Below are 23,167 nucleotides of genomic sequence, written 5' to 3' on the forward strand. Positions count from 1 at the left end.
ACCGATTGGAAAGTCGGGCCGTAGTGGGTGATAGCCCCGTATGGATTTCGAAGCACAAGAGACATGAGTAGGGCGGGACACGTGCAATCCTGTCTGAAGATGGGGAGACCACTCTCCAAGCCTAAGTACTCCTCAGCGACCGATAGTGAACCAGTACCGTGAGGGAAAGGTGAAAAGCACCCCGACGAGGGGAGTGAAACAGTTCCTGAAACCGGATACCTACAAACAGTAGGAGCCCAAGGTTCGTCCTGGGTGACTGCGTACCTTTTGTATAATGGGTCAGCGACTTAAAGTAACGAGCAAGCTTAAGCCGATAGGCGTAGGCGCAGCGAAAGCGAGTCTGAACAGGGCGTTCAGTTCGTTGCTTTAGACCCGAAACCGAGTGATCTAGCCATGAGCAGGTTGAAGGTGCAGTAACATGCACTGGAGGACCGAACCGGTGTCTGTTGAAATAGACTCGGATGACTTGTGGTTAGGGGTGAAAGGCCAAACAAACTCGGAAATAGCTGGTTCTCCGCGAAAGCTATTTAGGTAGCGCCTCGCACGAATACTCCAGGGGGTAGAGCACTGGATGGGCTAGGGGGTCCCACAGACTTACCAAACCTAACCAAACTCCGAATACCTGGAAGTACTATGCGGGAGACACACAGTGGGTGCTAACGTCCATTGTGGAGAGGGAAACAACCCAGACCAACAGCTAAGGCCCCCAATTCGTGGCTAAGTGGGAAAGGATGTAGAAATCCCAAAACAACCAGGAGGTTGGCTTAGAAGCAGCCATCCTTTAAAGAAAGCGTAACAGCTCACTGGTCTAAATAAGGGTTTCCGCGCCGAAGATGTACCGGGGCTCAAGCCACGAGCCGAAGCTTTGGGCTCACCGCAAGGTGAGCGGTAGCGGAGCGTTCCGTAAGCCCGTGAAGGGACAGCCGTGAGGCATCCTGGAGGTATCGGAAGTGCGAATGCTGACATGAGTAACGAGAAACACTGTGAAAGACAGTGTCGCCGAAAGTCCAAGGGTTCCTGCGTAAAGTTAATCTTCGCAGGGTTAGCCGGCCCCTAAGGCGAGGCCGAAAGGCGTAGTCGATGGGAACCACGTTAATAATCGTGGGCCAGCAGGTGGTGACGCGTGGGGTAAATCGTTCGGACTTACTGGATTGTCCGGGCGGTGAACCCGCGCCAGGAAATAGCCCCTGCATCAGACCGTACCCGAAACCGACACAGGTGGACAGGTAGAGTATACCAAGGCGCTTGAGAGAATGACGCTGAAGGAACTCGGCAATTTACCTCCGTAACTTCGGAATAAGGAGGCCTTCCGTTCGCGCAAGCGGGCGGGAGGGGCACAGACCAGGGGGTGGCAACTGTTTACCAAAAACACAGGGCTCTGCGAAATCGCAAGATGACGTATAGGGTCTGACGCCTGCCCGGTGCCGGAAGGTTAAGAGGAGGAGTGCAAGCTCTGAATTGAAGCCCCGGTAAACGGCGGCCGTAAATATAACGGTCCTAAGGTAGCGAAATTCCTTGTCGGGTAAGTTCCGACCTGCACGAATGGCGTAATGACTTCCCCGCTGTCTCCAGCGTCAGCTCAGTGAAATTGAATTCCCCGTGAAGATGCGGGGTTCCTGCGGTCAGACGGAAAGACCCCGTGCACCTTTACTGTAACTTTGCACTGGCATTCGTGTCGGCATGTGTAGGATAGGTGGTAGGCGTTGAAGCATGGGCGCCAGCTCGTGTGGAGCCACCCTTGAAATACCACCCTTATCGTCATGGATGTCTAACCGCGCTCCGTCATCCGGGGCCGGGACAGTGCATGGTAGGCAGTTTGACTGGGGCGGTCGCCTCCCAAAGAGTAACGGAGGCGCGCGATGGTGGGCTCAGAGCGGTCGGAAATCGCTCGTCGAGTGCAATGGCATAAGCCTGCCTGACTGCGAGACAGACAAGTCGAGCAGAGACGAAAGTCGGTCATAGTGATCCGGTGGTCCCTCGTGGAAGGGCCATCGCTCAACGGATAAAAGGTACGCCGGGGATAACAGGCTGATAACCCCCAAGAGTCCATATCGACGGGGTTGTTTGGCACCTCGATGTCGGCTCATCACATCCTGGGGCTGGAGAAGGTCCCAAGGGTTCGGCTGTTCGCCGATTAAAGTGGTACGTGAGCTGGGTTCAGAACGTCGTGAGACAGTTCGGTCCCTATCTGCCGTGGGTGTCGGAGAATTGAGAGGATTTGTCCCTAGTACGAGAGGACCGGGATGAACATACCTCTGGTGGACCTGTTGTGGCGCCAGCCGCAGTGCAGGGTAGCTATGTATGGACGGGATAACCGCTGAATGCATCTAAGCGGGAAACCCACCTCGAAACGAGTTCTCCCTCGAGAGCCGTGGAAGACGACCACGTCGATAGGCCGGGTGTGGAAGCGCGGCGACGCGCGGAGCTTACCGGTACTAATAGCTCGATCGGCTTGATCGTTCTCATTAATCCATGCCCATCTCCCCAAAGATGGACGCGATCGAAAGACCAATCACAGTTTGCTTCATTCTTGCCCTTTGCCGGCCTGGTGGCCTCGGCGGAGCGATCAGACCCGATCCCATCCCGAACTCGGCCGTCAAACGCTTCAGCGCCAATGGTACTATGTCTCAAGACCTGGGAGAGTAGGTCGTCGCCAGGCCTGCAAAGGGCAAAAGTTTCCTTTTCCACGATGTGCGAATGGGGAGTGGCGAAAAGCGAGTAGACGATCTCTATTCGCCTTTCCCCACTCCCCTTTCTCGTCTTCCAGCCCTCTCCCATAAGAGGGCCGACGTCCTTGGCGCGGGGTGGAGCAGCCCGGTAGCTCGTCAGGCTCATAACCTGAAGGTCACAGGTTCAAATCCTGTCCCCGCAACCACTTCTTACATAAATCAATCACCGCCCCGATCTGATCATCGGGGCGGTTTCTCGCGTTGTAGTGGAGCTATGTTTCACAGTTGAAATGCGCATTTTGCTGAAGTTCGAATCCCTCTCGGCGCGCGGCGTTGGAGGGGCCGGCCCGCGAGGAGGTCGTCTTCGCGCGCGACGAGACGGCCAATGTTGTCTGGGCGGTGGAGCGCAGCGTCGAGGGCGCCGACGGCCTCGCGCGCGACCGCAGCCTCGAGGAGCCGGCGCTCCCGCTCCCCGCAAAACCCCAAGCCGGCGCGGATTACGCCTGGACGCTCGAAACCCTGCCGCCCGATTACTGGATTCCGATGGTTCCGGTTCCCAAAGGCGGCGCCGGGGGGTTCTTCCTGCGCAAGGGAACCTTCGAGAAGGAAGATCAGGCGAGGGGACGCATGCTCGCGCCGAAGCCTTTCGACCTTTTCGACGAGGAGGTTCCGCGCGAAGGCGTGCGCCTGCGCCGGACGCCTTCGCTTCTGCGCGACGAGCATGGCCGGCTGACGCGCTGGATCGCGCGGCGCGTCACGACCGCTTGGGGCGAGGCCCGCTCGCGTCTCGCCTATGACGCGACGCGCCGGGAGTGACCGGCGCTTCATCGCGCGAGCTTGGTGCAGGGATACCCCGTGATCCGGGATTTTAAGGAATGCTGGGGCAAACATGCTTCCGGTTTTTACGACGGGAGCGGACCATGCCTTTCAAGTTTCACGCGAAGGGCAGGCGCCTTGTCGATTTCCGTCGAGATTTGACCCAGGATTTCCATTGAGAACTGACCCGGGTTGAAGATGGCTTGCGGGTCAGTCGGTCGTCAAGTTTCGATCTACTCCTTTGATGGTTTGTCCGCCTTCGCCGAGCTGTCCTTGAACCGGAAGCTGTCGTTTCCGGTTTCGAGGATATGGCTGTCAATCGGCATCGAAAATTGACCCCCGATCGGCGTTCAAAATTGACCCCCTTTTGGCGTAGGGCGGAACGCGAGCGCTCGCCCCGGCGGAGCTGGCGGGGTTGCGCAGCCGGGGCGAGTGCGTTTCGGTTCGCGATGTGATCGGGAAGCGTCAGGCGCGGTTCTTGAAGCGCCAGCTTTCGTTGCCGGTCTCGACGATGTCGCAATGGTGGGTGAGGCGATCGAGCAGCGCGCTGGTCATTTTCGCGTCGCCGAACACGCTCGGCCATTCGCCGAATGCGAGATTGGTAGTGATGATGATAGAGGTGCGTTCGTAGAGCCGGCTGATCAGATGGAAGAGCAATTGTCCGCCAGATTGCGCGAAGGGCAAGTAGCCGAGCTCGTCGAGTATGATGAAGTCCATTCTCGTGAGATATTCCGCGAAGCGTCCCTGACGACCTCCTCGCGCTTCGGTCTCGAGCCTGGTGACGAGTTCGACGGTGTTGAAGAAGCGGCCGCGTTTTCCAGCGCGAATGCAATTTCTTGCAATCGCTATCGAAAGATGGCTCTTCCCCGTACCGGTTCCACCGACGAAAACACAATTACGTTGTTGGTCGAGGAAGCCGCCGTTCGAGAGATCGCGCACCAACCCTTCATTGATCGGCGTACCGTTGAACTGGAAGCCGTCGAAGTCCTTCGCCAGCGGCAATTTGGCGATCGTCATCTGATATTTGATGGAGCGCGCGTGCTTTTCGGCGATTTCCGCCTCGAGAAGATCGCCGACGATGCGTGGCGGCTCATGCTGCCTCTTTATGCCACTCGACATCACCTCGTCATAGGCGTTCCTCATGCCGAAGAGCTTGAGCTCTCCCATGAGATCGAAGAGCTTGGTGCGTTCCATCAGCCTGTTCTCCTCAATTGATCATAGCGGGCGCAGTCGGCGAGCGGCATGTGCAGCAGCATCAACGACTCGGGCGTCGGGATCGTCGGCGGGGGCGGCGGCTCGCGCCGGCGGGCGAGAATGTTGAGAATGACGTCGGCGGAATGGACGCCTTGGCCGAGCGCCTCCGCGCAGGCGGCTTCCACCGCGGTCAATCCGTCCTCGACGACGGCGGCCAGAACCTTGACCATCTGTCGATCGCCATCATTGCTGCCGGCGAGCTTGCGCCGCACGCGCTCGATCGCTCCCGGCAACACCCAGTCCTTGAACGGCGCGCCGTTCCGTAGCGCGCCGGGCTTGCGCGCGAGAACTGGCACATAATGCCAGGGATCGAAGATCGTCGCGCCGCGCCCGAAGGCCCGAGCATGTTCGGCGACCACCCGCCCTTTTTGGCGGAAGACGATGCGGTCGGCGTAGGCGTGGATCTCGACCGGGGCGCCGACGGCGCTCGCATTGACCGAGTATTTATTGTTGTCGAAGCGCACGAGGCAAGTCTTCGACACCGACGCGGTCAGCTCGTGGAATCCGTCGAACCGCCCGCGCAGCGGAACGAGCTTCGGGCGCTCTTCTTCGAATGCCTCCCAGACCGTCTTGTCCGCGATTTCCGGATGCGGATGAGCCTTGGCGTAGGTGACGCATTTATCGAGAAGCCAGGCGTTCATATCGTCGTAGGTCTTGAACCGCAGGCGCGGCGTGAAGAACCGCTCCCGCGCCAGGCCGACTTGATTTTCGACCTGGCCTTTCTCCCAGCCGGACGCTGGCGTGCAGGCGACCGGCTCGACGAGATGATGGCTGCACATTTGCGCGAAGCGACGATTGAACTTGCGCTCCTTGCCGACGAAGATCGTCTCCACCGCCGTCTTCATATTGTCGTAGATGCCGCGCGTGCAGGCGCCCCTGAAGAAGGTAAAGGCGCGATCATGCGCGTCGAAAACCATCTCCTGCGTCTCACGCGGATAGGCGCGAACGAAAGGCATGCGGCTGTGGCACAGACGCATGTGCGCCACCTTCACGGTCGTCGTCACGCCGTCGAGCACAACGATCTCGTGGCTCCAGTCGAACTGGTAGGCTTCGCCCGGCTCGAAGCTCAACGGCACATAGGCGGCCGCCGTCGCCGCGCCTTGCTCGCTGCGCCATTTGCGCGAGTAGCGACGCACAGCGTCATAGCCGCCCGCGTAGCCCAGGCCGCTCAGATCTTCGAAAATACGGATCAGGGTTAGCCGCTCGCGCGGCGCCTTCTTCTCGTTCTCCGCGAGAACCTCATCGAGCTTGTCCGACCAAGGCCCGAGCTTGGGAAACGGCTGATTGTCGCGCTCGTAAGCGAAGGACGTTGCCTCCGACCGCAGCGCCTTGCGGACCGTGTTCCGTGAAATGCCCAGATCGCGAGCGATCTCCTTGATCGTCTTGCCCTTGACGAAATGTTCGCGACGGATTCGTCCGATCGTCTCCACAATCAACATCCCCCACCACCCGCCGTTTCAACCAAAACGGGCGGACTGTCCGGACTTCACCAGAGGGGGTCAATTTTCAACGCCGATTCCCCTCGTATGGGGGTCAAACTTGCACGCCGAATAACACGCATGATTGAGGGGTAGGGACTTCTGGCCCTTCTCAGCGGTTCGGCATTTCCGGGTATTGAGCGCAATCCGCGTCAATGAGTTTGCGCACGTCCTGCCCTATGAGCTTCATCCCATAGTCAAGCGCGAAGGCGAATGCTCGCTTATCGCTCTGTCTCTGTGCCTGTGCGTGCATCTTCGTTTGTTCAGTAGCCCAAGCATAGGCCGCGTAAGCGTCCTGTCGCCGGACAGCACATTGGAAGCCGCGCGCGTAATAGGCCGCGGTCCTCTCTATGAATGGATCGATAACGGGGGCGGCCCCCGCCCCTCCTACTTGCGCAACAAGAAGACACAGCCCCAGCGCTGGGTGTGCGACACGAAACATGTGGATAACCGCTCCCGTGAAAACGCCCTCAGACTCGCACGCGGCCTGTCTGTTGGCAAGGCGGCAGGCTACGGCTCTGTGCTCGGCCCGACCGATGGCCGCTCCCGCATGTTGGCAACCCCAGGTCCTTCGCCACAGCGGTCAATCCCAGTGCGCTCGATGGCGAGCCGGAGAGCGGTCGACGGGGCGAGGCGCGAGGGCCACCCGGCGGCCGGCACGGGGGAAACAGCGCGCTGGCAACTGGTGATAGGCTCTCGAAAATTTGTGGCACATTTTTGGGGGCCATAACGCTACAGCGCTCGGTGTCATTTCTAAGGGCGTGGTGTGGTTCTCCGCGGCAAAGCGGCGAGGGAGAGACGTGAAGATTTAGGGCACAAAAACGGCCCGCTCTAGGGCACAAAGGCTCCGAGCTGCTTCTCTAAGACATTGGATTATTGGGGTGTTTTAGTGCGCTAGGGCACTGGTGCCGCAAGAGGGATTCGAACCCCCGACCCCATCATTACGAATGATGTGCTCTACCAGCTGAGCTATTGCGGCATTTCGTGGACGGGCCGTGGCTCGTCCGAGGCGTTCCTCTTAGCGGCGCCGAATGGGTTTTTCAAGCGCCTACGGCCTTGTTCGTCAAAGCTCGTTGCGAGAAGAGCGGCCAGGCGCCGGCGAAAGGCTCGCCAGCGCCTGGCCGCGCAACTGATCCGCCTCGGAACGGGCCTTTTTGGCGTCGGCGCGCGCGGCCTTGGCGGCGCGGCGATAGCGGCCATGCGCCACCCAGGACGACAGGCCGCCCGCCAGCACGCCCAGCGCGATCGCCGCCAGAACCACGAGATAGAGCGGCGCCTCGAAAGACGGCCCGCTCTCGCCCGCGCCCGGAAACGGGTCCAGGAAAATCTTCACCGGCCCGCGATTCGCCACCGCGAAATATAAGAACACCAGCCCCAGCGGAACAAAGACGAGAATGCGCAGAACCGATCTCATGTCACCTTCCTACTTCGTCCGCCGCCCTATGAAGGGTCAGCCGTGGGCGTCGTTCAGCCGCTCGCGCATTTCCTTGCCCGTCTTGAAGAAGGGCACGGATTTCTCCTCCACCGAGACTTGCTCGCCGGTGCGCGGATTGCGACCTGTGCGGGCCTCTCGCCGCTTCACCGAGAAGGCGCCGAAGCCGCGCAGCTCGACCCGGTCGCCGCGCGCGAGCGCCAGTGTGATCTCGTCGAGAATCGTGCTGACGATCGTCTCGACGTCGCGCTGATAGAGATGCCCATTGCGGGCGGCAATTCTTTGGATGAGTTCTGATTTGATCATGCGACGTTCCAGTTCTGCCGACTTGACCGCATCGATCGGAGCATCAATCGGGCGTGGGAGCGTGCCAAATCGCGACCATACCGTCAAGCAGCCCTTGCTGCGCGAGAAGGCCGGCGCGCTCCAGCGCGTCGGCGAAGGCCGAAAGCCCCAGCGTCCGCGACACGGACGCCATCGAATCGACGAGGCCGAGCTTTTCCAGCGTGCTCTTTTCTTTCCAGTCGCGCACCGGCAGCTTTTTGGCGACGCCCTTATTGGCCTCCAGCCATTCGATCGCCTCGCGCTCGCCGCCGAGCTTGTCGATGAGCTTCAGCGGCAGGCTCTGGCGGCCGGTGAAGACGCGGCCGTCCGAGACTTTGGCGAGCTCCTCGTCGGTGAGCTTGCGGCGGTCCTTCACCAGCTGCTTGAACCAGTCGTAGGAATCGGTGACGAGCGCGGCGATGGCCTCGCGCGCGGCGTCGCTGGTGGGCTCCAGCCCATTGGGCGCGGCCTTCAGCGGGGAGGATTTCACCTCCTCCACCTTCACGCCCACAGTGTCGAGCAGGCGCGAGACATTGGGGAATTGGAACAGCACGCCGATCGAGCCGACGATCGAATTGCCTTGCGCGAAAATCTCGTCGGAGGCGATTGCGGCGATATAGGCGCCAGAGGCGGCGAGCGTCCCGACGACGGCGACCATGGGCTTTTTCTCGGCGAGGCGGCGCAGCTCGTCATGGAGCTTCTCGGAGCCGGTCGTGGTGCCGCCGGGGCTGTCGATATTCAGCAGCACGGCGCTCGCATGTGATTCGCCGATCGATTTGATGAGATCGAGCGTCGCCTTGTCGCCGGTGATGAGGCCGCTGATCGACAGGCGGGCGATATGGGGCGACAGCTTGGCGGCCGGGCTCGGCCCGCCTTCGCCGAATCGCGCGAAGGCCGCGAGACCGGCGAGGGCGACCGCGACCACGGCCAGAACACGCCAATAGCCGAGCTTGCGGCGAAGGCGGCGACGATCGATCAGATATTCATTGGGAAGCGACATGCCGGGGCTCGGGCTCGACAGAAAGGGGCGCGACACTGCGAGACTAGCCTGTTTCGCGCCGGGAGGGAATCGGCCGCGCGCATTCGCGCCGTTCGATCGATGGAATTGCAAAATCGCATAAAAAATTGCAGTTTCGGCGCAGATGGAAGCCTCGGGGAGCATAGGGAAATTGGTCTTGCCTCGCCTTTGTTCGCGTCTCGCTGTCGCGCTCGCCCTCGTCGGCGCCGCTTTTTCCGCCCCCGCGGCGAAGGCGGCCGGCTGGCATTATTATGATCCCGAGTGCCCCGTTGCGCTCGGCGCCGGCAAGGCGATGAAATTCGTCGCCATGCAGCCCAAGAAGAACATAGATCGCGTCTGCGACGTGCTTCCCGACACCGGCGCGACGGTGATCGCGCTGGACGCGCCGGACGCCGAACTGCGCGAGATGAATTGGGATATTCGCGTCGTTCGGGATGTCGAAGGCGATGGCGAGCCGGCCGAGAGCGACACTGTGCTGCGCGTGCCCTTGCAGAAGTTTCGCAATGGCATGGTCAATTTCGACGTCAATATTCAGACGGCGGGCAAATATGCGCTCTACGCCCGCCTGTCGAGCGACGATGGCGCGAAGGAATATGTCGGCCGCCACCATTTCACCGTGGGGCTGATCGACAATACGGAATTCTATGCCTACGTCTTCTTCGGCCTGCTGGTGGCGGGCGTCGGCGGACGCTTCGGCTATGTCGCGCTGAAGAAGAGGCAGGCCGCCTGACCGCGACGGGCCGCCCCGAGTCTCCGCGTGAACCTCACCCCGTCCGGCCTATCGCCGGCCCACCTTCCCCCCTGAAAGGGAGGGTGGAATTGCGGCTCAGCCTTCCACCACAGTGAATTCCAGCGGCACGCCATTGGCGAGCGGCGTGGAGCCGCCGGCCTTGGCGTCAGCCAGACGGTCGAGACGGATCAGCGCCAGACCTTCGCCGCCCACGGCCGAGCCGGTGACGCCGATTTCCACCTCGCCGGCCTTGATCGTCGTGCCCGGCGCCGGGGCCGCGCCCTCGGCGTGGAAAGTGGCGACGCGCTTCCTCACCGGGCCGCGGTGCTTCATGCGCGAGACCACCTCCTGGCCGAGGAAGCAGCCCTTTTTGAAGTCGACGCCGGCGAGGCGATCCATATTCGCTTCATGCGGAAAAGCGTCGCCATAGACGAAATCGAGGCCGCCCTCGGGCGCGGCGGCGGCGATGCGCTTGGCGTCATAGGCGTCGCGCGGCGCGGTGGCGAGCGTTCCGGCGATCTCGCGCGTCACGAGGCCGCGCCAGCCGAGGCTCTCCGCGCGGGGGTCTGGGCTGAGGGCGATGGCGTCGATCGCCGGCTTGGCGGTCGCCTCGGGGAAGGCGACGCTGGCGTAATCGGCGCTGCGGTCGGTGAGCGTCACGGCGGCGCGCAGCTTGTAGAATTTCAGACGGTCGAGCAACGTCTCCACCATATTGGAGGCGCAATCGAGCAGCAGCACGAGTCCGTCCTCGCCGACGCGGGCGAAGATGAAGAAATCGACGATGATCTTGCCTTGCGGCGTGAGCAGCGCCGCAAAGCGCAGCTCGCCCGCCTCTATGGTCTTCACATTCTGCGTGAGAATTCCATGCAGATATTTGGCGGCGTCGGGGCCGGCGACCTCGACGACGCCCCGGTCCGAGAGAAGTGTGGCGCTGGTCATTGTCCGATGTGCTCCAAATGAGGTCGGCGAACCGACAGGCGCCTCTCGCGAGCGCAGGGCGGGTTCCGGCCCGCGCCAATCTGCGCTAGATCGTTTCGAAAGGGCGACGCCCCGTTCGCGTCGAAACTCCACTATCCGGGCGACACCTGCAAGCGAGGCGCCAGCCATGCCCAAGACATTCGACATGATTCTCGCCGGCGGGACGCTCGTCAACCAGGACGGCGTCGCGCCGCGCGATATCGGGCTGCGCGACGGCAAGATCGCCGAGATCGGCGATCTCGCGCAAGCCTCGGCCGGCGAGCGGATCGATTGCGCGGGCCTTCATATATTGCCGGGCGTCATCGACACGCAGGTGCATTTTCGCGAGCCCGGCCCCACCCATAAGGAGGATTTGGAGACCGGAACGCGCGCCGCCGTGCTCGGCGGCGTCGTGGCGGTCTTCGAAATGCCCAACACCAAGCCGCTGACCACGGGCGCCGCCGAGCTCGCCGACAAGGTGGCGCGCGCCTCGGGCCGCGCGCATTGCGATTTCGCCTTTTGGGTCGGCGGCACGCATGAGAATGCGAAAGATATTCCCGAGCTCGAGCGCCTGCCCGGCGCGGCGGGGATAAAGGTTTTCATGGGCTCGTCCACCGGCTCGCTGCTGGTCGCCGACGACGCCGGGGTCGGCGAAATTCTCTCCAAGACGCGCCGCCGCGCCGCCTTCCACAGCGAGGACGAGTATCGCCTCGAGGAGCGCAAGCCGCTGCGCGTTCCGGGCGACCCGACCTCGCATCCGGTCTGGCGGGACGAGATCGTCGCGCTGCGCTCCACCGAGCGGCTGCTGCGCATCGCCCGCGAGAAGGGCGCGCTCGTCCATGTGCTGCATATTTCGACGGAGGAGGAGATCGAATTTCTCGCCCGCCACAAGGATATCGCCAGCGTCGAGGCGACGCCGCATCATCTCACGCTCGATGCGCAAGACTATCTGCGGCTCGGCACGCTCGTGCAGATGAATCCGCCGGTGCGCGACGCGCGCCATCGTGAGGGGATTTGGCGTGGCGTGACGCAGGGAATCGTCGACGTGCTCGGCTCCGACCATGCGCCGCATACGCTCGAGGAGAAGGCCAAGCCCTATCCCGAGAGCCCGTCCGGCATGACTGGCGTGCAGACACTGGTGCCGACTATGCTGGACCATGTGAATTCCGGCCGGCTGACATTGCAGCGCTTCGTGGACCTCACCAGCGCCGGGCCGGCGCGCCTCTTCGGCCTCGCCGGCAAAGGCCGCGTCGCCGTGGGTTATGACGCCGATCTCACCGTGGTCGATCTGAAGCGCCGCGAGACCATCCGCAACAGCTGGATCGCCTCGCGCTGCGGCTGGACGCCTTATGACGGGGTGGAGGTCACAGGCTGGCCCATCGGAACGATCATTCGCGGCGCGCGGGTGATGTGGGAGGGCGAGCTGGTCTCGCCCTCGCGCGGCGCGCCGATACGGTTTCAGCAGGCGTTGTGATGCCAGGCGCTCCCTTCTCCCGCGAGCGGGAGAAGGGGACGCGCGTCGAGATTCGCTATGTATTTGCGAGCGTATGCGCCCTGAGCGTCACCGCCCCCGCAGCGCGTCCAGCGTCTTCTTGCCCGCCCTGCCATCCGCCTTCAGCCCCGCGCGGCTCTGAAAGTCGGCGATGGCTTCCTTGGTCTTGGTTCCGATCACGCCATCCGGCTCGCCTACGGCGTAGCCCTGGCGGTTGAGCAGCGCCTGCATCTCGCGGCGCTCGGCGCGGGAGAGGCCGGGATCGTCGGTCGGCCAGGGCGTTTGAATGCCCGGACGCCCGCGCAGCTGGTCCGACAGCACGGCGATCGCCAGCGCGTAAGATTCGGCGGCGTTGTAGGAATAAATGGCGTCGAAGTTGTGCGTCACCAGAAAGGCCGGGCCGTTGCGGCCGGCCGGCAGCAGCAGCGCCGCTTGGCCTTCGCCCAATCCGCCGCCGTCGAGCCGCGTGATCCCACGCGCGCCCCAAGCCGACATGGGCTGCCGCGTCGTGCGGCCGGAGGGGCCGCTATAGCCCGCGGGAACGCTCACCTCGAAGCCCCAGCGCAGGCCCGGCCGCCAGCCCGCCTTGCGCAGGAAATTCGCTGTGCTGCCGAGCGAATCGGCCGCCGAGCTGGCGATATTGCGGCGTCCGTCGCCGTCGAGATCGACCGCCGTGGAGAGGAAGGTGGAGGGCATGAATTGCGTATGGCCGAAGGCGCCGGCCCAGGAGCCGTTGAACTCCTCCGGCGCAATGTCGCCGCTCTGCAAAATCTTCAGCGCGGCGATGAACTCGCCTTTGAAGTAATCATTGCGGCGCGGCGCCTCGCAGACGAGCGTCGCCAGCGATTGCACCACGCTGCGCTTGCCGAAATTCTTGCCGAAATCCGATTCGACGCCCCAGACCGCCACCACCGTCGCCGGATCGACGCCGTAACGCTGCTCCGCTGCATGCAGGGCGGAGGCGTGGCGCTGCATCATCGCGCGGCCTTCCTCGACGCGCTCCTCATCGACGAGGCCGGCGATATAGTCCCAGATCGGCGTCTTGAACTCGGGCTGCTTGTCCATGAAGCTCGGCGCGTCATTGGGCTCGAGCCCATTGGTCGCGCTGTCGATGACGCGCTGCGAGACGCCCGCGCCGGCCGCCGCATGGCGCAGGCCGGCGAGGCAGGAGGCGAAATCGGCGCGCGCCGGCGCGGCGCAGAGAAGAAGGGCGAGGACTGCCGGGAGCTTATGCGAGATCTTCATGAGCGGATGCTAGGAACCTATGGTTACTGCTTCGTTGCCGCGATCGTCCGTTTCGGTTCATTTCGGCGCGGAGATCGGCTAATTTGAGGCCCAAGCCCGCGCGGAGACGGGCGGCGACGACGCCCGGCCCGAATGCGGCGCGACACCAGACAAAAAGAGGAACCCCATGCTTCGCAGACTGCTCGCGCTGACGCTCGTCGTCGCGCCGCTCACCATCGACCGCGCCGCCGCCATCTGCTGGTTCGGCTGTCCCGATCCGACCGAAGCCAATGCGCGGCAGATTTTCGACAATCTGCTGAAGCAGCGCTTCGACAAGCCCGGAAAAATTCTCTCCTTCAAGCAGACGATGACCGAGCGTCTGGAGATGCACGCCACCGGGGAGAAAGGCTTCGAGCTGTTCTTCAACGCCTCGGTGCAGTTTCCCGACGGCGCCAATCTCGAATGCAAGCCGGACGACGCCGGCAAGTTTCCCGAGGGCTGCTCGTCGAGCAAGCATTATGTGACCGCGCCGCGCAGCAGCGATCCCAAGGGCAAGCAATTTGTGGCCCCCGGCGAGACGATCGCCTTCGACGAGGAATATCGCTTCTACGCCGACGGCGACGGCTGGAAAGGCCCCGACGGCGTCACCTACAAGCAGTAAAAAAGGGCGGAAATCTCCTTCTCCCACTCGAGGGAGAAGGTGGCCCCGCGAAGCGGGGTCGGATGAGGGCGCGCCGAGAAGGGCGCGACTCATCGTAATTCACGGGAAAAATTCAGATCGCGACGAGATTTCGAGCGTCCTGACGGACCCTCATCCGACCCTCGCTGACGCGAGGGCCACCTTCTCCCACGAGTGGGAGAAGGAGAACGCGCGTCAGGCGATCAGCGCGCGGGCGGCGCCGCGCTCGTCGCCGAGCGCCTCCAGCGCCTTGGCGACGACGGCGCGGGCGTCGAGGCCGGCGCGGGCGAGCATGATGTCCTGCTTGTCATGGTCGATATAGAGATCGGGCAGGATCATCGAGCGGAACTTGAACGTCCCGCGCGCGCCGTCCAGCGCGCCATGCTCAGACAGGACTTGGAAGGCCTGTGAGCCGAAGCCGCCGATCGAGCCTTCCTCTATCGTGATGAGGACCTCGTGATTGGCGGCGAGGCGTAGCAGCAGATCGCGGTCGAGCGGCTTGGCGAAGCGAGCGTCCGCGACCGTCGTTGAAATGCCGCGGCCGGAAAGCTCCTTGGCCGCCGTCAGCGCATCGGCGAGCCGCGTGCCGAGCGAGAGGATCGCCACTTTCGAGCCCTCGCGGATCACGCGGCCGCGGCCGATCTCCAAAATCTCGCCGCGCTGCGGCAGCTCGACGCCGACGCCCTCGCCGCGCGGATAGCGGAAAGCGATCGGGCCTTCGTCGAAGGCGGCGGAGGTCGCCACCATATGGACCAGCTCGGCCTCGTCCGCAGGCGACATGATCACCATGCCCGGCAGGCAGGCGAGATAGGCGATGTCGAAAGCGCCGGCGTGCGTGGGGCCGTCGGCGCCGACGAGGCCGGCACGGTCGATGGCGAAGCGAACCGGCAGATGCTGGATCGCGACGTCATGCACGAGCTGGTCGTAGCCGCGCTGCAGGAAGGTGGAATAGAGCGCGCAGAAGGGCTTATAGCCCTCGCAGGCGAGGCCGGCGGCGAAGGTCACGGCGTGCTGCTCGGCGATGGCCACGTCGAACATGCGGTCCGGGAAGGCCTTTTCGAACAGATCGAGCCCTGTGCCGGCGGGCATGGCCGCGGTGATGGCGACGATCTTGTCGTCGCGCTCGGCCTCGGCCACCAGGGTCTTGGCGAAGACGCTGGTGTAGGAGGGGGCGTTGGCCTTGGGCTTGTCCTGCGCGCCGGTCAGCACGTCGAAACGGTTGACGCCGTGATAGCGATCCGCCGCGGCCTCGGCCGGGCCATAGCCCTTGCCCTTTTGCGTCACCACATGGACCAGCACCGGGCCGTCGTCCTTGTCGCGCACATTGGTCAGCACGGGCAGAAGATGCTCGAGATTATGCCCGTCGATCGGCCCGACATAATAAAAGCCGAGCTCCTCGAACATGGTCCCGCCGCCGGTGATGAAGCTGCGGGAGAATTCCTCCGCCTTGCGCGCTTTCTCATAGAGGAAATGCGGCAGATGGCGGGCGAGCTGCTTGGCGGTCTCGCGCAGCGTGCGGAAGGCGCCGCCGGAGACGAGCCGGGCGAGATAGGCCGACATGGCGCCGGTCGGCGGCGCGATCGACATGTCATTGTCGTTGAGAATGACGATGAGGCGGGAATCGAGCGCGCCGGCGTTGTTCATCGCCTCATAGGCCATGCCCGCCGAAATGGCGCTGTCGCCGATCACCGCGACGACGTGATTGGAGCCGCCGGAGAGATCGCGCGCCACCGCCATGCCGAGGCCGGCCGAGATGGAGGTGGAGGAGTGGCCGGCGCCGAAGGCGTCATATTCGCTCTCGGCGCGCTTGGTGAAGCCGGCGAGCCCCTTGCCCTGGCGCAGCGTGCGAATGCGGTCGCGGCGGCCGGTCAGAATCTTGTGCGGGTAGGTCTGGTGGCCGACGTCCCAGACGATCTTGTCGTTCGGCGTGTCGAAGACGTAATGCAGCGCGACGGTCAGCTCGACGACGCCGAGCCCGGCGCCCAAATGCCCACCAGTGACGGAAACCGCGTCGATCGTCTCGCGGCGCAGCTCGTCGGCCAGCTGGCGGAGCTGGCCGGGCTGCAGCTTGCGCAGATCCTGCGGCGTTTCGATCCGGTCGAGAAGGGGGGTCTTCGAAGTCGTCAAAGCGCCTACTCTGGTCTGGACGGGCCGAGGGACTCGACCGCAGGTGATCTCATATAGCGGGTCCGCCACATCCGGCAAATGCCGGACCTCGGCAGTGTCACTCTGGCACGGGAGGAAGCGCGCGCGCAACCGCGCAGCAGCACGGTCTCTCTTCCGATCCCTTTGTTCCCCAAATATTTATCTCTCATGTGACAAATTTCCCACAGGCTTTAGAGCGGCGGCGACGCCCGCAGCGTTGGCCTCGCTCTTGAAGCGCCCGGCGCGGTCGACGTGATTCGTCTCGCAATGGCGTCGGACCTGGGCGAAACTGACATCGACGAGGGGCGAATCATGGCCACCACGCCATTTTGGATCAATAGGTCGGCGTTTCTGGGCAGCCTTCCCGGCCCTTCGAGAGCCGCCGAGCAGAGCGCGGCCGGCCGCGAAGGCGTCATGACGAACGGATCGCTGGAGACGGAGGCGCTCGACGTCGAGCGGATGAGCGCCCACGTCCGCGATTGGGCCGAGCTCGTGTCGCGCGCCATCGAGCCCAATGGATTTTTGGAGCCCGGCTTCGCGCTTCCGGCGGCGCGGCATTTCCCGGCGAAATCGCGTCCGCTCTTCGTCGCCGTCTGGCGGCGGGCCGGCCTTCAGGGCGCGCGGCGGCTGGTCGCGCTGTTTCCCATCGTCGCGCCCGGCTTCTCGCTCGGCGCGGCGACGGCGCGCGGCTGGCTGCACAAGCAAGCCGCGCTGGCGACCCCGCTGCTCGATCGCGAATGCGCTGAGGAGGCGGCCGCCGCCATTCTCGACTGGTTCGCCGGCAGCCGCTTCGGCGCGGGCGCCGTGCTCATTCCCATGACGCCGATGAGCGGGCCGGTCTTCGCCGCCTTCACCCGCGCCGCGCGCGCCACCGGCCGCGACTGGCGCGTGCTCGATCGGCATGAGCGCGCCGCTCTGCTCGCTGGCGGCGATCCGGAGGAAGTGTGGACGCGCACCTCCTCGCGCAAGGCGCTGAGCGAGATGCGCCGCCGCCGCCGCCGCCTGGAGGAGGCCGGCGAGCTGAAGCGCGTCGTCTATTCGACGCCGGCCGAGATTCCGCGCGCGACGGAGGATTTTCTGGCGCTCGAGGCCAGCGGCTGGAAGGCGGAGCGCGGCGCGCTGCTCGGCCATCCCTCGCTCGCCACTTTCGTGCGCAGCGCGACCCGTCTGCTGGCGCGCGAGGGCAAGATTCGCATTCACAGCCTCGAGCTCGCCGGCAAGCCGATCGCCATGGGCGTCGTCATCGAGAGCGGCGCGCGCTCCTATTTCTGGAAGATCGCCTATGACGAGAGCCTGCGCGCCCAGGCGCCCGGCGTGCAGCTCGTCTACGCCATAACCGAGACGCAATCGGAGCGCGCCGATATGGCGATCACCGATTCCTGCGCCATTCCCGGCCACTATATGATCGAGCGCTGCTGGCCGGATCGTCTCGTCGTCTGCGATCTGATGGTTCAGGCGAAGACCGACGGCGTCACGCAATTCGCCGAGGCGCACGCCAAGGAAGTCTGGCGGCGGCGTTTGCGCGAGACGGCGAAGCGGCTCTATCATCGCGTGCTGAGCCGCAAGCGGTGAGCGGGCGCCTCCGCGCGCCCGCGCGCGACCGGAGGCCGGGACATGATCCGCGTCGGCATAGGGGGATGGAGCTTCGCGCCCTGGCGGGGGCTCTTCTATCCGCGAGAGCTGCCCGCCGGAGAGGAGCTCGCTTTCGCGAGCCGCCAAGTGACGGCGATCGAGATCAACGCCACATTCTATCGCACGCAATCGCGCGCGAGCTTCGTGAAATGGCGCGATGCGACGCCCGATGATTTCATCTTCGCGGTCAAGGCGCATCGCGCCGCCGTCAACGCCCGCGCTTTGTCGGAGACGGGCGAGACGATCGAGCATTTCCTCGCGAGCGGCGTGACGGAGCTGTCCGACAAGCTCGGCCCCATTCTCTGGCAGCTTCCGCCCTATAGGCGCTTTCACGCCGAGGAGATCGCCTCCTTTTTGAAGCTGCTGCCGAAAAAGCGCGGCGCGCTTCGCCTGCGCCATACGCTCGAGGTTCGCCACCCTTCGTTTCTCGACGAAAAATTCATCGCCCTGCTGCGCGCGGAAAATATTGCCGCGGTCTTCGTCGATTCCGCCGATGATCCCGCGATCGCCGACGCCACCGCCGATTTCGTCTATGCGCGGCTGAAGCATACGCGCGACGATCGCGTCATCGGCTATGCGGCGGAGGAGCTGGATCTCTGGGCGCGGCGCGCGCGCAAATGGGAGATGGGCGCAACGCCCGCCGATCTTCCGCATCTCGCCGCGCCGGCGAAGACGAGCGCGCGCGATGTTTTCGTCTTCATGATCGACGGCGCCAAGCGGCGCGCGCCGGCCGCGGCGCAAGCGCTCATCGCGCGGCTTCGGGCTTGACGTCGTCCTTCTTGCAGATTGCCTTCAGCGCCGCCCAATTCTCGTCGTCGAGCAGCGGCGGCCCACGCTCGCCTTTGTCGGCGGCGGCGAGCGCCGTGAGCCGATCGGCGCTCAGCGGATGATCGTGCAGCAGGCCGAAGGCGCCATTCTCCGCGCCGGAGATGCGCGTCAGCAGATCGCCGAGCGGCTTGGCCGGCCGGCCGAGCCGCGCCATCAGCTCGGCGGCGAAGGAGTCGGCCTGCGCCTCCGCCTCGCGCGAATGGGCGGCGCCGATCAGCGCCTTGCTGGCGAAGACCAGCGCGCCCGCGCCGGTCACATCGCCGAACAGCAGGCCGATGAGATAGGAGGTTCCGCCCGTGGCGATGAGCTTGCGCATGGCGTCGCGATGTCTGAGATGGCCGATCTCATGGGCGACGACGCCGGCCACTTCGTCCGGCGTCTCCGCGCGGGTCAGCAGTCCCGAGAACACATAAATCTTGCCGCCGGGCAGAGCGAGCGCATTGGGAATGGCGGATCGCAGCGCTTCTATGCGCGCCGGCTCCTCCAGAGCGGCGGCCGATTGCAGCCGCTCCGACAATTGCTTCAGCGCTCTCGCGCCTTTCTCGCCGCCGCAAGGCTCGGCCGAGAAGACGCTGCGCAATTGCGCCTCCGCCGCCTCGCCGATCCGCCGCTCGAAGGAATAGGGCACGAGCGGCGCGATGCGATCGGCCGCGAATGGAATGCCGAACCAGATCAGCGCGACGACGCTCGTCGTCGCGGCCAGCGACCAATAGGCGAGCGCGCGATTTGCGCCGGGCCGCGTCTTGCCGGCGAGATAGGGGCAGCGCGCGACGATCTCATTGTGGAGGCGCGGATCGTACAATTCCAGCCGCGCCAGCTCGCCCGCCGCCGCCGTCTCGCGCCGCAGCGCGAAGATCGGCGAGTCGATGCGGCGAATATCGTCATAGGGCCAGGAGGCGAGCGTCGCGCCATTCTGGACGATCTCCAGCGTCGCGCCGAAGCGCAGCGCGACGCGCCGCTTGCGGCTGCTCCAGCCGTCGAAGAAGATCACGGCCTCTTCGTCGAGGGCTCCCGGCTGCGGCTCCGCGCTCATGTCAGAAGCCGACGACGTCGAGACTATCGGCGAAACCCTCGCCGATGGCGCTCGGCGTGACGCTGGCGCGCGTCGCGACGTCCTCGGCTTCCGCGAGACCATGGACGACGAGCGAGCTCGCCACGAGCTTCCAGACCCGCTGCATGAGGAAAATGCGCGAGGCCACGCCGATGGACAAAAAGGTCGCGACATAGGCGAGGCCGATCGGAATGAGAGCGCCGATCGGCGGAGTGGTCCCGACCATAGCGCTCCGATTCATCGCTACGATGATTCCGAAGGCGATTGCAGCGGCGATGAGCACGCCGATGAGGACGCCGAAAAAGGCGAAATAATTGCCGAGCAGCGCGCTCATCGTCAGTCTCGTCTCGAGCCGCACGCCGCCGAGGCGCAGACCGTGCAGCCACCAGCGCCATTGCTCGGCCTTGAAGGCCGCGAACAGAGCCGGAGCGCCGATCACATAGATGACGCCGGCCAATATCCATATCGGCCCCCTGAAAACGGCGCCGATGACATAAGGCGAGAGCAGGAGAATGAGCGCTGTGAACCAAATCCAGCCGGCGCGCTTGAAGAAATCGCCGCCGCGGCCGACGAAGCCGCCCTCCAGCGCGCCATAATAGGTGTTGCGCATCTTATAGCGCTCGAGCGCCGCCTCCGCCCAGGGCAGAGCGAGGCCGAGCGTGAGCGCGATCAGCAGGCCCCAGCCGATGGCGCGGAACATATAGGCGAGGCCGGAGCCGCCCATGCCGAAACGCAGGCCGCGCCAGGCGCTGCGGTTGAGCCGATAGCGCCGCGCGCGATAGATGGCGAATTGGCCGAAGGCGGCGAAGAACAGGCCCAGCGGCAGCGAGGCGAAAGCCTTTTGCCGCTCCGCCTCGATGCCGACGACGATATAGGCGATATAGACGGGCGCGAGAATGGCGAGCGCGAAGAAGAAGCCGAACAATAGCTCGCGCGCCGTGCCGACATATTCCAGCGCATCGCCGCCGATGACCGTGCTCGACCAGAGATGGCGGCGCATATTGGTGGCGAGCCAGAAGCGATAGAAGCCGGCCGTCACCAGCTCCAGCAGCGCGCCGCGCGTGACCAGACGGCGAAACGCGCCATTGTCGCCGGTGAAGAGGACCGGGACCGGCGCCGCTTCAGAAGGAGATCGCGCGGCGACGTGCTCGTCCGCGAAGGAAATGTCGCTCATGATGCGATCCGCCTTTCGCAATGTTTTCGTTATGTAACGGCCCTACAGTATAAGCTGGATGAGGGCGCGGCAAGCTTCGATCTGGACCGATGCGCGTTATATTCGCATGGCGGCGGAATATTCGCATGTCGCGATGAGAAGAGGAGCGGCCGATGGCGGAGCATTGGTTTATTTCGGGCGCCAATAGGGGCATCGGCCATGGTCTGGCGACGCTGCTCGCGGACCGCGGCGACGATGTCGACGCGTCCGTGCGCAGCGAGGAGGCGCGCGAGCGCCTGCAGAAAGATGTGGCGCGTCATCGCGCGCGCTTCTCGATTCATGTCTTCGACCAGCGCGACGAGGCCGGGATTCGCGCCGCCGCGCGCGAGCTGACGGAGCCGCTCGACGTGCTCGTCTGCAACGCCGGCGCCTATGGGCCGCAGACGCAATCGACATTGGACATGGATTTTCCCGGCGCGCTCGATCTCTTCGACGTCAACACGCTGGGGCCGCTGCGGCTGGTCCAGGCCTTTCTGCCGCTGATGCTGCGCGCCGACAATCCGCGCATCGCGCTTATGTCGAGCGGGCTCGGCTCCATGGCGATGGAGGGCTCCACCAATATCGCCTATCGCGCCGCCAAAGCGGCCCTCAACAAGATCGCCCAGGGCCTCGCCCATGATCTGAAGCGCGAGAAGGTCACTGTCGTCGCGCTCAGTCCCGGCTGGGTGCGCACCGATATGGGCGGGAAGAATGCCGATCTCTCCATAGAGGAGAGCGCGGGCGGCATCCTGCGGACGCTGGACGCGCTGACCCTGGCGGACACCGGCCGCTTCCTCGATTATCGCGGCCGCGACGTTCCCTGGTAGCCGTCAATGCAGCGGGCGTGAGACGACATCGGCGCCGGCGGAGGCGGTGTCGCTCATCTGCTCGCCGAGACGCTGCAGCTGATCGCCGAGATTTTCGCGCGTGCGCGGGTCGACGATGGCGAAAGGCGTCGAGACGGCGACGCTCGCCGCGGCTCCCACGGTCGAGGCCGCGCCGGTCGCCACCTGGCCCAGGCGCTCGCCTACGCCGCTCTGATTGTCGGCGAGCGTCTGGCCCTCCGCCAGCCGCGCGCCGATGGAGCGCACGATCTCCGGCGATTGCGCGAATGTGCCATGGCCGAGCGGATCGGCCGATTTCACCGTCGAGAGATCGACGACGGTGAAGCGCCGCTCCGCCAGCGCGTCCTTGAACGGCTCGCGCTCTGGATCGATGCCGCCGAGCCGCACCTTGTCGCCCCACACGCGGCGGGAGGCGGCCAGCGCCTCGTCCTCGCGCGAGACGAAGAGGGTGAATATGGCGCGGCGCTCGTCGATCTCGGCGATCTGCCGCGAGAACACGTCGTAATCGACGTCGGGCGCGGCGAGCATCACATTTTTGATCTTGGATGGGAGGCCGTGGTCGCGAATCGCCATTTGGCGCAGCGCCTCCAGCGTCACCCAATTGCCCATGGAATGCGCCAATATCGAGATTTCGCCGACGGACGGGTCCTTGGCGAGCATATGCAGCACATGCTCCAGCGCGTCGCGGGAGTAGCTCGCGCTCTCATGGTCATAGCCATAGTCGAGCAGCTTGCCGCGCGAGGGCCAGGTGAACAGCACCGGCAGCGCGCTCGTGCCGGAATCATGGACGATCTGCGCGAGGCGATAGACCGCCTCGGCGAAGAGCGTGTTGAAGCCATGGACGAAGACCAGCGCCTGACGCTTGGGCGTCTTGACGATGCGCGCATCGAAGCGGCGCGCCGCCTCCTGCTGGCCGAGCAGATCGGCGCGCAGCGTGACGAACTCGCGCGTGGGATCGCCCGGCAGAGAGTCCGGCCATTGCACCTCGCCGATCTGGCGCGCGCCGTCCGGCGGAATGGAGATGGCGATATCGGCGAAGGCGAGGCCTTTGCCACGCTCGCCGGTGAAGAGATCGCCGGGCGCGGCGCCGCGATCGCTGCGTGTGGTGGCGACCAGCAATTCGACGCGGCTCGTCCCCGCCGTCTGCGGCTGCGGCGTCAGCACGCCATGGGGCCGTCCGCCGCAGCCGCCCGTCGCGAGGGCGAGGCAAAGGGCGAGCGACGAAAGACGAAGGCGTTTCGAAAAGCGGCTCATTCGGCAAAGCTCCCGATCCGCACCGGGAATAAACCGCCGGCGGAGGCGAGTCACGCGCTTCCGCTCCCCATTCGAGGGGCGGGTGCGACGATCAATCGGGAAAGTTACGACATCGAAAGGGGTTAGTAACCGTTGTGTAGCGAGATT

The 23,167-nt window shown here is 64.4% G+C and carries 17 protein-coding genes, 2 tRNA genes, 2 rRNA genes and 1 pseudogene (1 of these 22 only partly in view); 10 read left to right on the forward strand and 12 right to left on the reverse strand.

Annotation, left to right across the window (positions count from 1 at the left end; all coding sequences use genetic code 11):
• The 4 genes from K369_RS23400 to K369_RS23415 all read left to right on the forward strand — a co-directional run.
• Positions 1-2,460, forward strand: a 23S ribosomal RNA gene (locus K369_RS23400); it begins 394 nt to the left of the window's first position.
• Between the two features lie 84 nt (positions 2,461-2,544).
• Positions 2,545-2,659, forward strand: a 5S ribosomal RNA gene (rrf, locus tag K369_RS23405).
• A gap of 139 nt (positions 2,660-2,798) precedes the next feature.
• Positions 2,799-2,875 (forward strand) — tRNA-Met (locus K369_RS23410).
• Between the two features lie 127 nt (positions 2,876-3,002).
• Positions 3,003-3,485, forward strand: coding sequence for a hypothetical protein (locus tag K369_RS23415; RefSeq protein ID WP_036296571.1), 483 nt, complete (start codon positions 3,003-3,005; stop codon positions 3,483-3,485).
• Between the two features lie 465 nt (positions 3,486-3,950).
• On the opposite strand, the gene istB is transcribed toward K369_RS23415, so the two are convergent.
• The 6 genes and pseudogenes from istB to sppA all read right to left on the reverse strand — a co-directional run bounded on the left by istB (position 3,951) and on the right by sppA (position 8,973).
• Positions 3,951-4,679 carry an IS21-like element helper ATPase IstB gene (istB, locus tag K369_RS23420; RefSeq protein WP_024882319.1) on the reverse strand — a complete coding sequence of 243 codons (729 nt, stop codon included), beginning with the start codon at positions 4,677-4,679 and terminating at the stop codon, positions 3,951-3,953.
• Positions 4,612-6,178: pseudogene (istA, locus tag K369_RS23425) on the reverse strand (IS21 family transposase). Before istA ends, istB begins: the two are co-directional and overlap by 68 nt.
• Positions 6,179-7,120: 942 nt before the next feature.
• A tRNA-Thr gene (locus K369_RS23435) sits at positions 7,121-7,196 on the reverse strand.
• A gap of 84 nt (positions 7,197-7,280) precedes the next feature.
• A complete protein-coding gene (locus K369_RS23440) occupies positions 7,281-7,631 on the reverse strand; it encodes a lipopolysaccharide assembly protein LapA domain-containing protein (protein ID WP_036296577.1) in 351 nt (116 codons plus the stop codon).
• A gap of 36 nt (positions 7,632-7,667) precedes the next feature.
• Positions 7,668-7,955, reverse strand: a complete 288-nt coding sequence (gene ihfB / locus K369_RS23445) for an integration host factor subunit beta (RefSeq protein ID WP_018264144.1) — start codon at positions 7,953-7,955, stop codon at positions 7,668-7,670.
• Positions 7,956-7,998: 43 nt separating this feature from the next.
• A complete protein-coding gene (sppA, locus tag K369_RS23450) occupies positions 7,999-8,973 on the reverse strand; it encodes a signal peptide peptidase SppA (protein WP_036296580.1) in 975 nt (324 codons plus the stop codon).
• Between the two features lie 175 nt (positions 8,974-9,148).
• Between sppA and K369_RS23455 the strand changes: the two genes are divergently transcribed.
• Positions 9,149-9,721 (forward strand): hypothetical protein, encoded by a 573-nt coding sequence (locus K369_RS23455; protein ID WP_245278307.1) that lies wholly within the window; start codon positions 9,149-9,151, stop codon positions 9,719-9,721.
• Positions 9,722-9,817: 96 nt separating this feature from the next.
• Here K369_RS23455 and K369_RS23460 read toward each other — a convergent pair whose 3' ends face one another.
• The gene (locus K369_RS23460; RefSeq protein ID WP_036296587.1) at positions 9,818-10,660 is read right to left on the reverse strand and encodes a folate-binding protein YgfZ; all 843 of its coding nucleotides are present in this window, start codon (positions 10,658-10,660) and stop codon (positions 9,818-9,820) included.
• A 166-nt stretch (positions 10,661-10,826) separates the two neighbouring features.
• Here K369_RS23460 and K369_RS23465 point away from each other — a divergent pair, with 166 nt between their 5' ends.
• Entirely contained in the window at positions 10,827-12,152 is a 1,326-nt protein-coding gene (locus K369_RS23465) for a dihydroorotase (RefSeq protein ID WP_036296590.1), read from the forward strand.
• An 87-nt stretch (positions 12,153-12,239) separates the two neighbouring features.
• Here the strand turns inward: K369_RS23465 and K369_RS23470 are convergent, their stop codons facing one another.
• A complete protein-coding gene (locus K369_RS23470) occupies positions 12,240-13,415 on the reverse strand; it encodes a lytic murein transglycosylase (RefSeq protein WP_036296593.1) in 1,176 nt (391 codons plus the stop codon).
• Positions 13,416-13,581: 166 nt separating this feature from the next.
• Here K369_RS23470 and K369_RS23475 point away from each other — a divergent pair, with 166 nt between their 5' ends.
• Complete coding sequence (locus tag K369_RS23475; protein WP_018264153.1) at positions 13,582-14,055, forward strand: hypothetical protein; 474 nt, start codon at positions 13,582-13,584, stop codon at positions 14,053-14,055.
• A 213-nt stretch (positions 14,056-14,268) separates the two neighbouring features.
• Here the strand turns inward: K369_RS23475 and dxs are convergent, their stop codons facing one another.
• Positions 14,269-16,200, reverse strand: coding sequence for a 1-deoxy-D-xylulose-5-phosphate synthase (gene dxs, locus K369_RS23480; RefSeq protein WP_036296597.1), 1,932 nt, complete (start codon positions 16,198-16,200; stop codon positions 14,269-14,271).
• Positions 16,201-16,530: 330 nt separating this feature from the next.
• Between dxs and K369_RS23485 the strand changes: the two genes are divergently transcribed.
• Both K369_RS23485 and K369_RS23490 read left to right on the forward strand, forming a co-directional pair.
• Positions 16,531-17,790: a GNAT family N-acetyltransferase gene (locus K369_RS23485; protein ID WP_036296868.1), complete on the forward strand. Its 1,260-nt coding sequence runs from the start codon at positions 16,531-16,533 to the stop codon at positions 17,788-17,790.
• A gap of 42 nt (positions 17,791-17,832) precedes the next feature.
• On the forward strand, positions 17,833-18,618 hold the full coding sequence (locus tag K369_RS23490; protein WP_036296600.1) for a DUF72 domain-containing protein: 786 nt from the start codon (positions 17,833-17,835) through the stop codon (positions 18,616-18,618).
• Here the strand turns inward: K369_RS23490 and K369_RS23495 are convergent.
• Together K369_RS23495 and K369_RS23500 are read right to left on the reverse strand one after the other, a co-directional pair.
• On the reverse strand, positions 18,596-19,711 hold the full coding sequence (locus K369_RS23495; protein ID WP_036296603.1) for a M48 family metallopeptidase: 1,116 nt from the start codon (positions 19,709-19,711) through the stop codon (positions 18,596-18,598). The genes K369_RS23490 and K369_RS23495 overlap by 23 nt on opposite strands.
• Before the next feature lies 1 nt (position 19,712).
• The gene (locus K369_RS23500; RefSeq protein ID WP_036296607.1) at positions 19,713-20,903 is read right to left on the reverse strand and encodes a YjgN family protein; all 1,191 of its coding nucleotides are present in this window, start codon (positions 20,901-20,903) and stop codon (positions 19,713-19,715) included.
• A 152-nt stretch (positions 20,904-21,055) separates the two neighbouring features.
• On the opposite strand from K369_RS23500, the gene K369_RS23505 reads away from it, so the two are divergent.
• On the forward strand, positions 21,056-21,748 hold the full coding sequence (locus tag K369_RS23505) for an SDR family oxidoreductase (RefSeq protein WP_036296610.1): 693 nt from the start codon (positions 21,056-21,058) through the stop codon (positions 21,746-21,748).
• Positions 21,749-21,751: 3 nt separating this feature from the next.
• Here the strand turns inward: K369_RS23505 and K369_RS23510 are convergent, their stop codons facing one another.
• Complete coding sequence (locus K369_RS23510) at positions 21,752-23,020, reverse strand: alpha/beta hydrolase (RefSeq protein ID WP_036296613.1); 1,269 nt, start codon at positions 23,018-23,020, stop codon at positions 21,752-21,754.
• Between the last annotated feature and the right edge of the window lie 147 nt (positions 23,021-23,167).

This window comes from Methylosinus sp. PW1 (genome assembly GCF_000745215.1).
In the GTDB taxonomy this organism is placed as follows: Bacteria; Pseudomonadota; Alphaproteobacteria; order Rhizobiales; family Beijerinckiaceae; genus Methylosinus.

What these genes read in the sequence shown, in the direction of transcription:
- K369_RS23475 (WP_018264153.1), top strand. Translation starts at nt 13,582, where the DNA reads ATGCTTCGCAGACTGCTCGCGCTGACGCTCGTCGTCGCGCCGCTCACC.
- K369_RS23440 (WP_036296577.1), bottom strand. Translation starts at nt 7,631, where the DNA reads ATGAGATCGGTTCTGCGCATTCTCGTCTTTGTTCCGCTGGGGCTGGTG.
- K369_RS23500 (WP_036296607.1), bottom strand. Translation starts at nt 20,903, where the DNA reads ATGAGCGACATTTCCTTCGCGGACGAGCACGTCGCCGCGCGATCTCCT.
- K369_RS23510 (WP_036296613.1), bottom strand. Translation starts at nt 23,020, where the DNA reads ATGAGCCGCTTTTCGAAACGCCTTCGTCTTTCGTCGCTCGCCCTTTGC.
- K369_RS23490 (WP_036296600.1), top strand. Translation starts at nt 17,833, where the DNA reads ATGATCCGCGTCGGCATAGGGGGATGGAGCTTCGCGCCCTGGCGGGGG.
- ihfB (WP_018264144.1), bottom strand. Translation starts at nt 7,955, where the DNA reads ATGATCAAATCAGAACTCATCCAAAGAATTGCCGCCCGCAATGGGCAT.
- K369_RS23485 (WP_036296868.1), top strand. Translation starts at nt 16,531, where the DNA reads ATGGCCACCACGCCATTTTGGATCAATAGGTCGGCGTTTCTGGGCAGC.
- K369_RS23495 (WP_036296603.1), bottom strand. Translation starts at nt 19,711, where the DNA reads ATGAGCGCGGAGCCGCAGCCGGGAGCCCTCGACGAAGAGGCCGTGATC.
- sppA (WP_036296580.1), bottom strand. Translation starts at nt 8,973, where the DNA reads ATGTCGCTTCCCAATGAATATCTGATCGATCGTCGCCGCCTTCGCCGC.
- K369_RS23470 (WP_036296593.1), bottom strand. Translation starts at nt 13,415, where the DNA reads ATGAAGATCTCGCATAAGCTCCCGGCAGTCCTCGCCCTTCTTCTCTGC.
- istB (WP_024882319.1), bottom strand. Translation starts at nt 4,679, where the DNA reads ATGGAACGCACCAAGCTCTTCGATCTCATGGGAGAGCTCAAGCTCTTC.
- K369_RS23505 (WP_036296610.1), top strand. Translation starts at nt 21,056, where the DNA reads ATGGCGGAGCATTGGTTTATTTCGGGCGCCAATAGGGGCATCGGCCAT.
- K369_RS23460 (WP_036296587.1), bottom strand. Translation starts at nt 10,660, where the DNA reads ATGACCAGCGCCACACTTCTCTCGGACCGGGGCGTCGTCGAGGTCGCC.
- K369_RS23465 (WP_036296590.1), top strand. Translation starts at nt 10,827, where the DNA reads ATGCCCAAGACATTCGACATGATTCTCGCCGGCGGGACGCTCGTCAAC.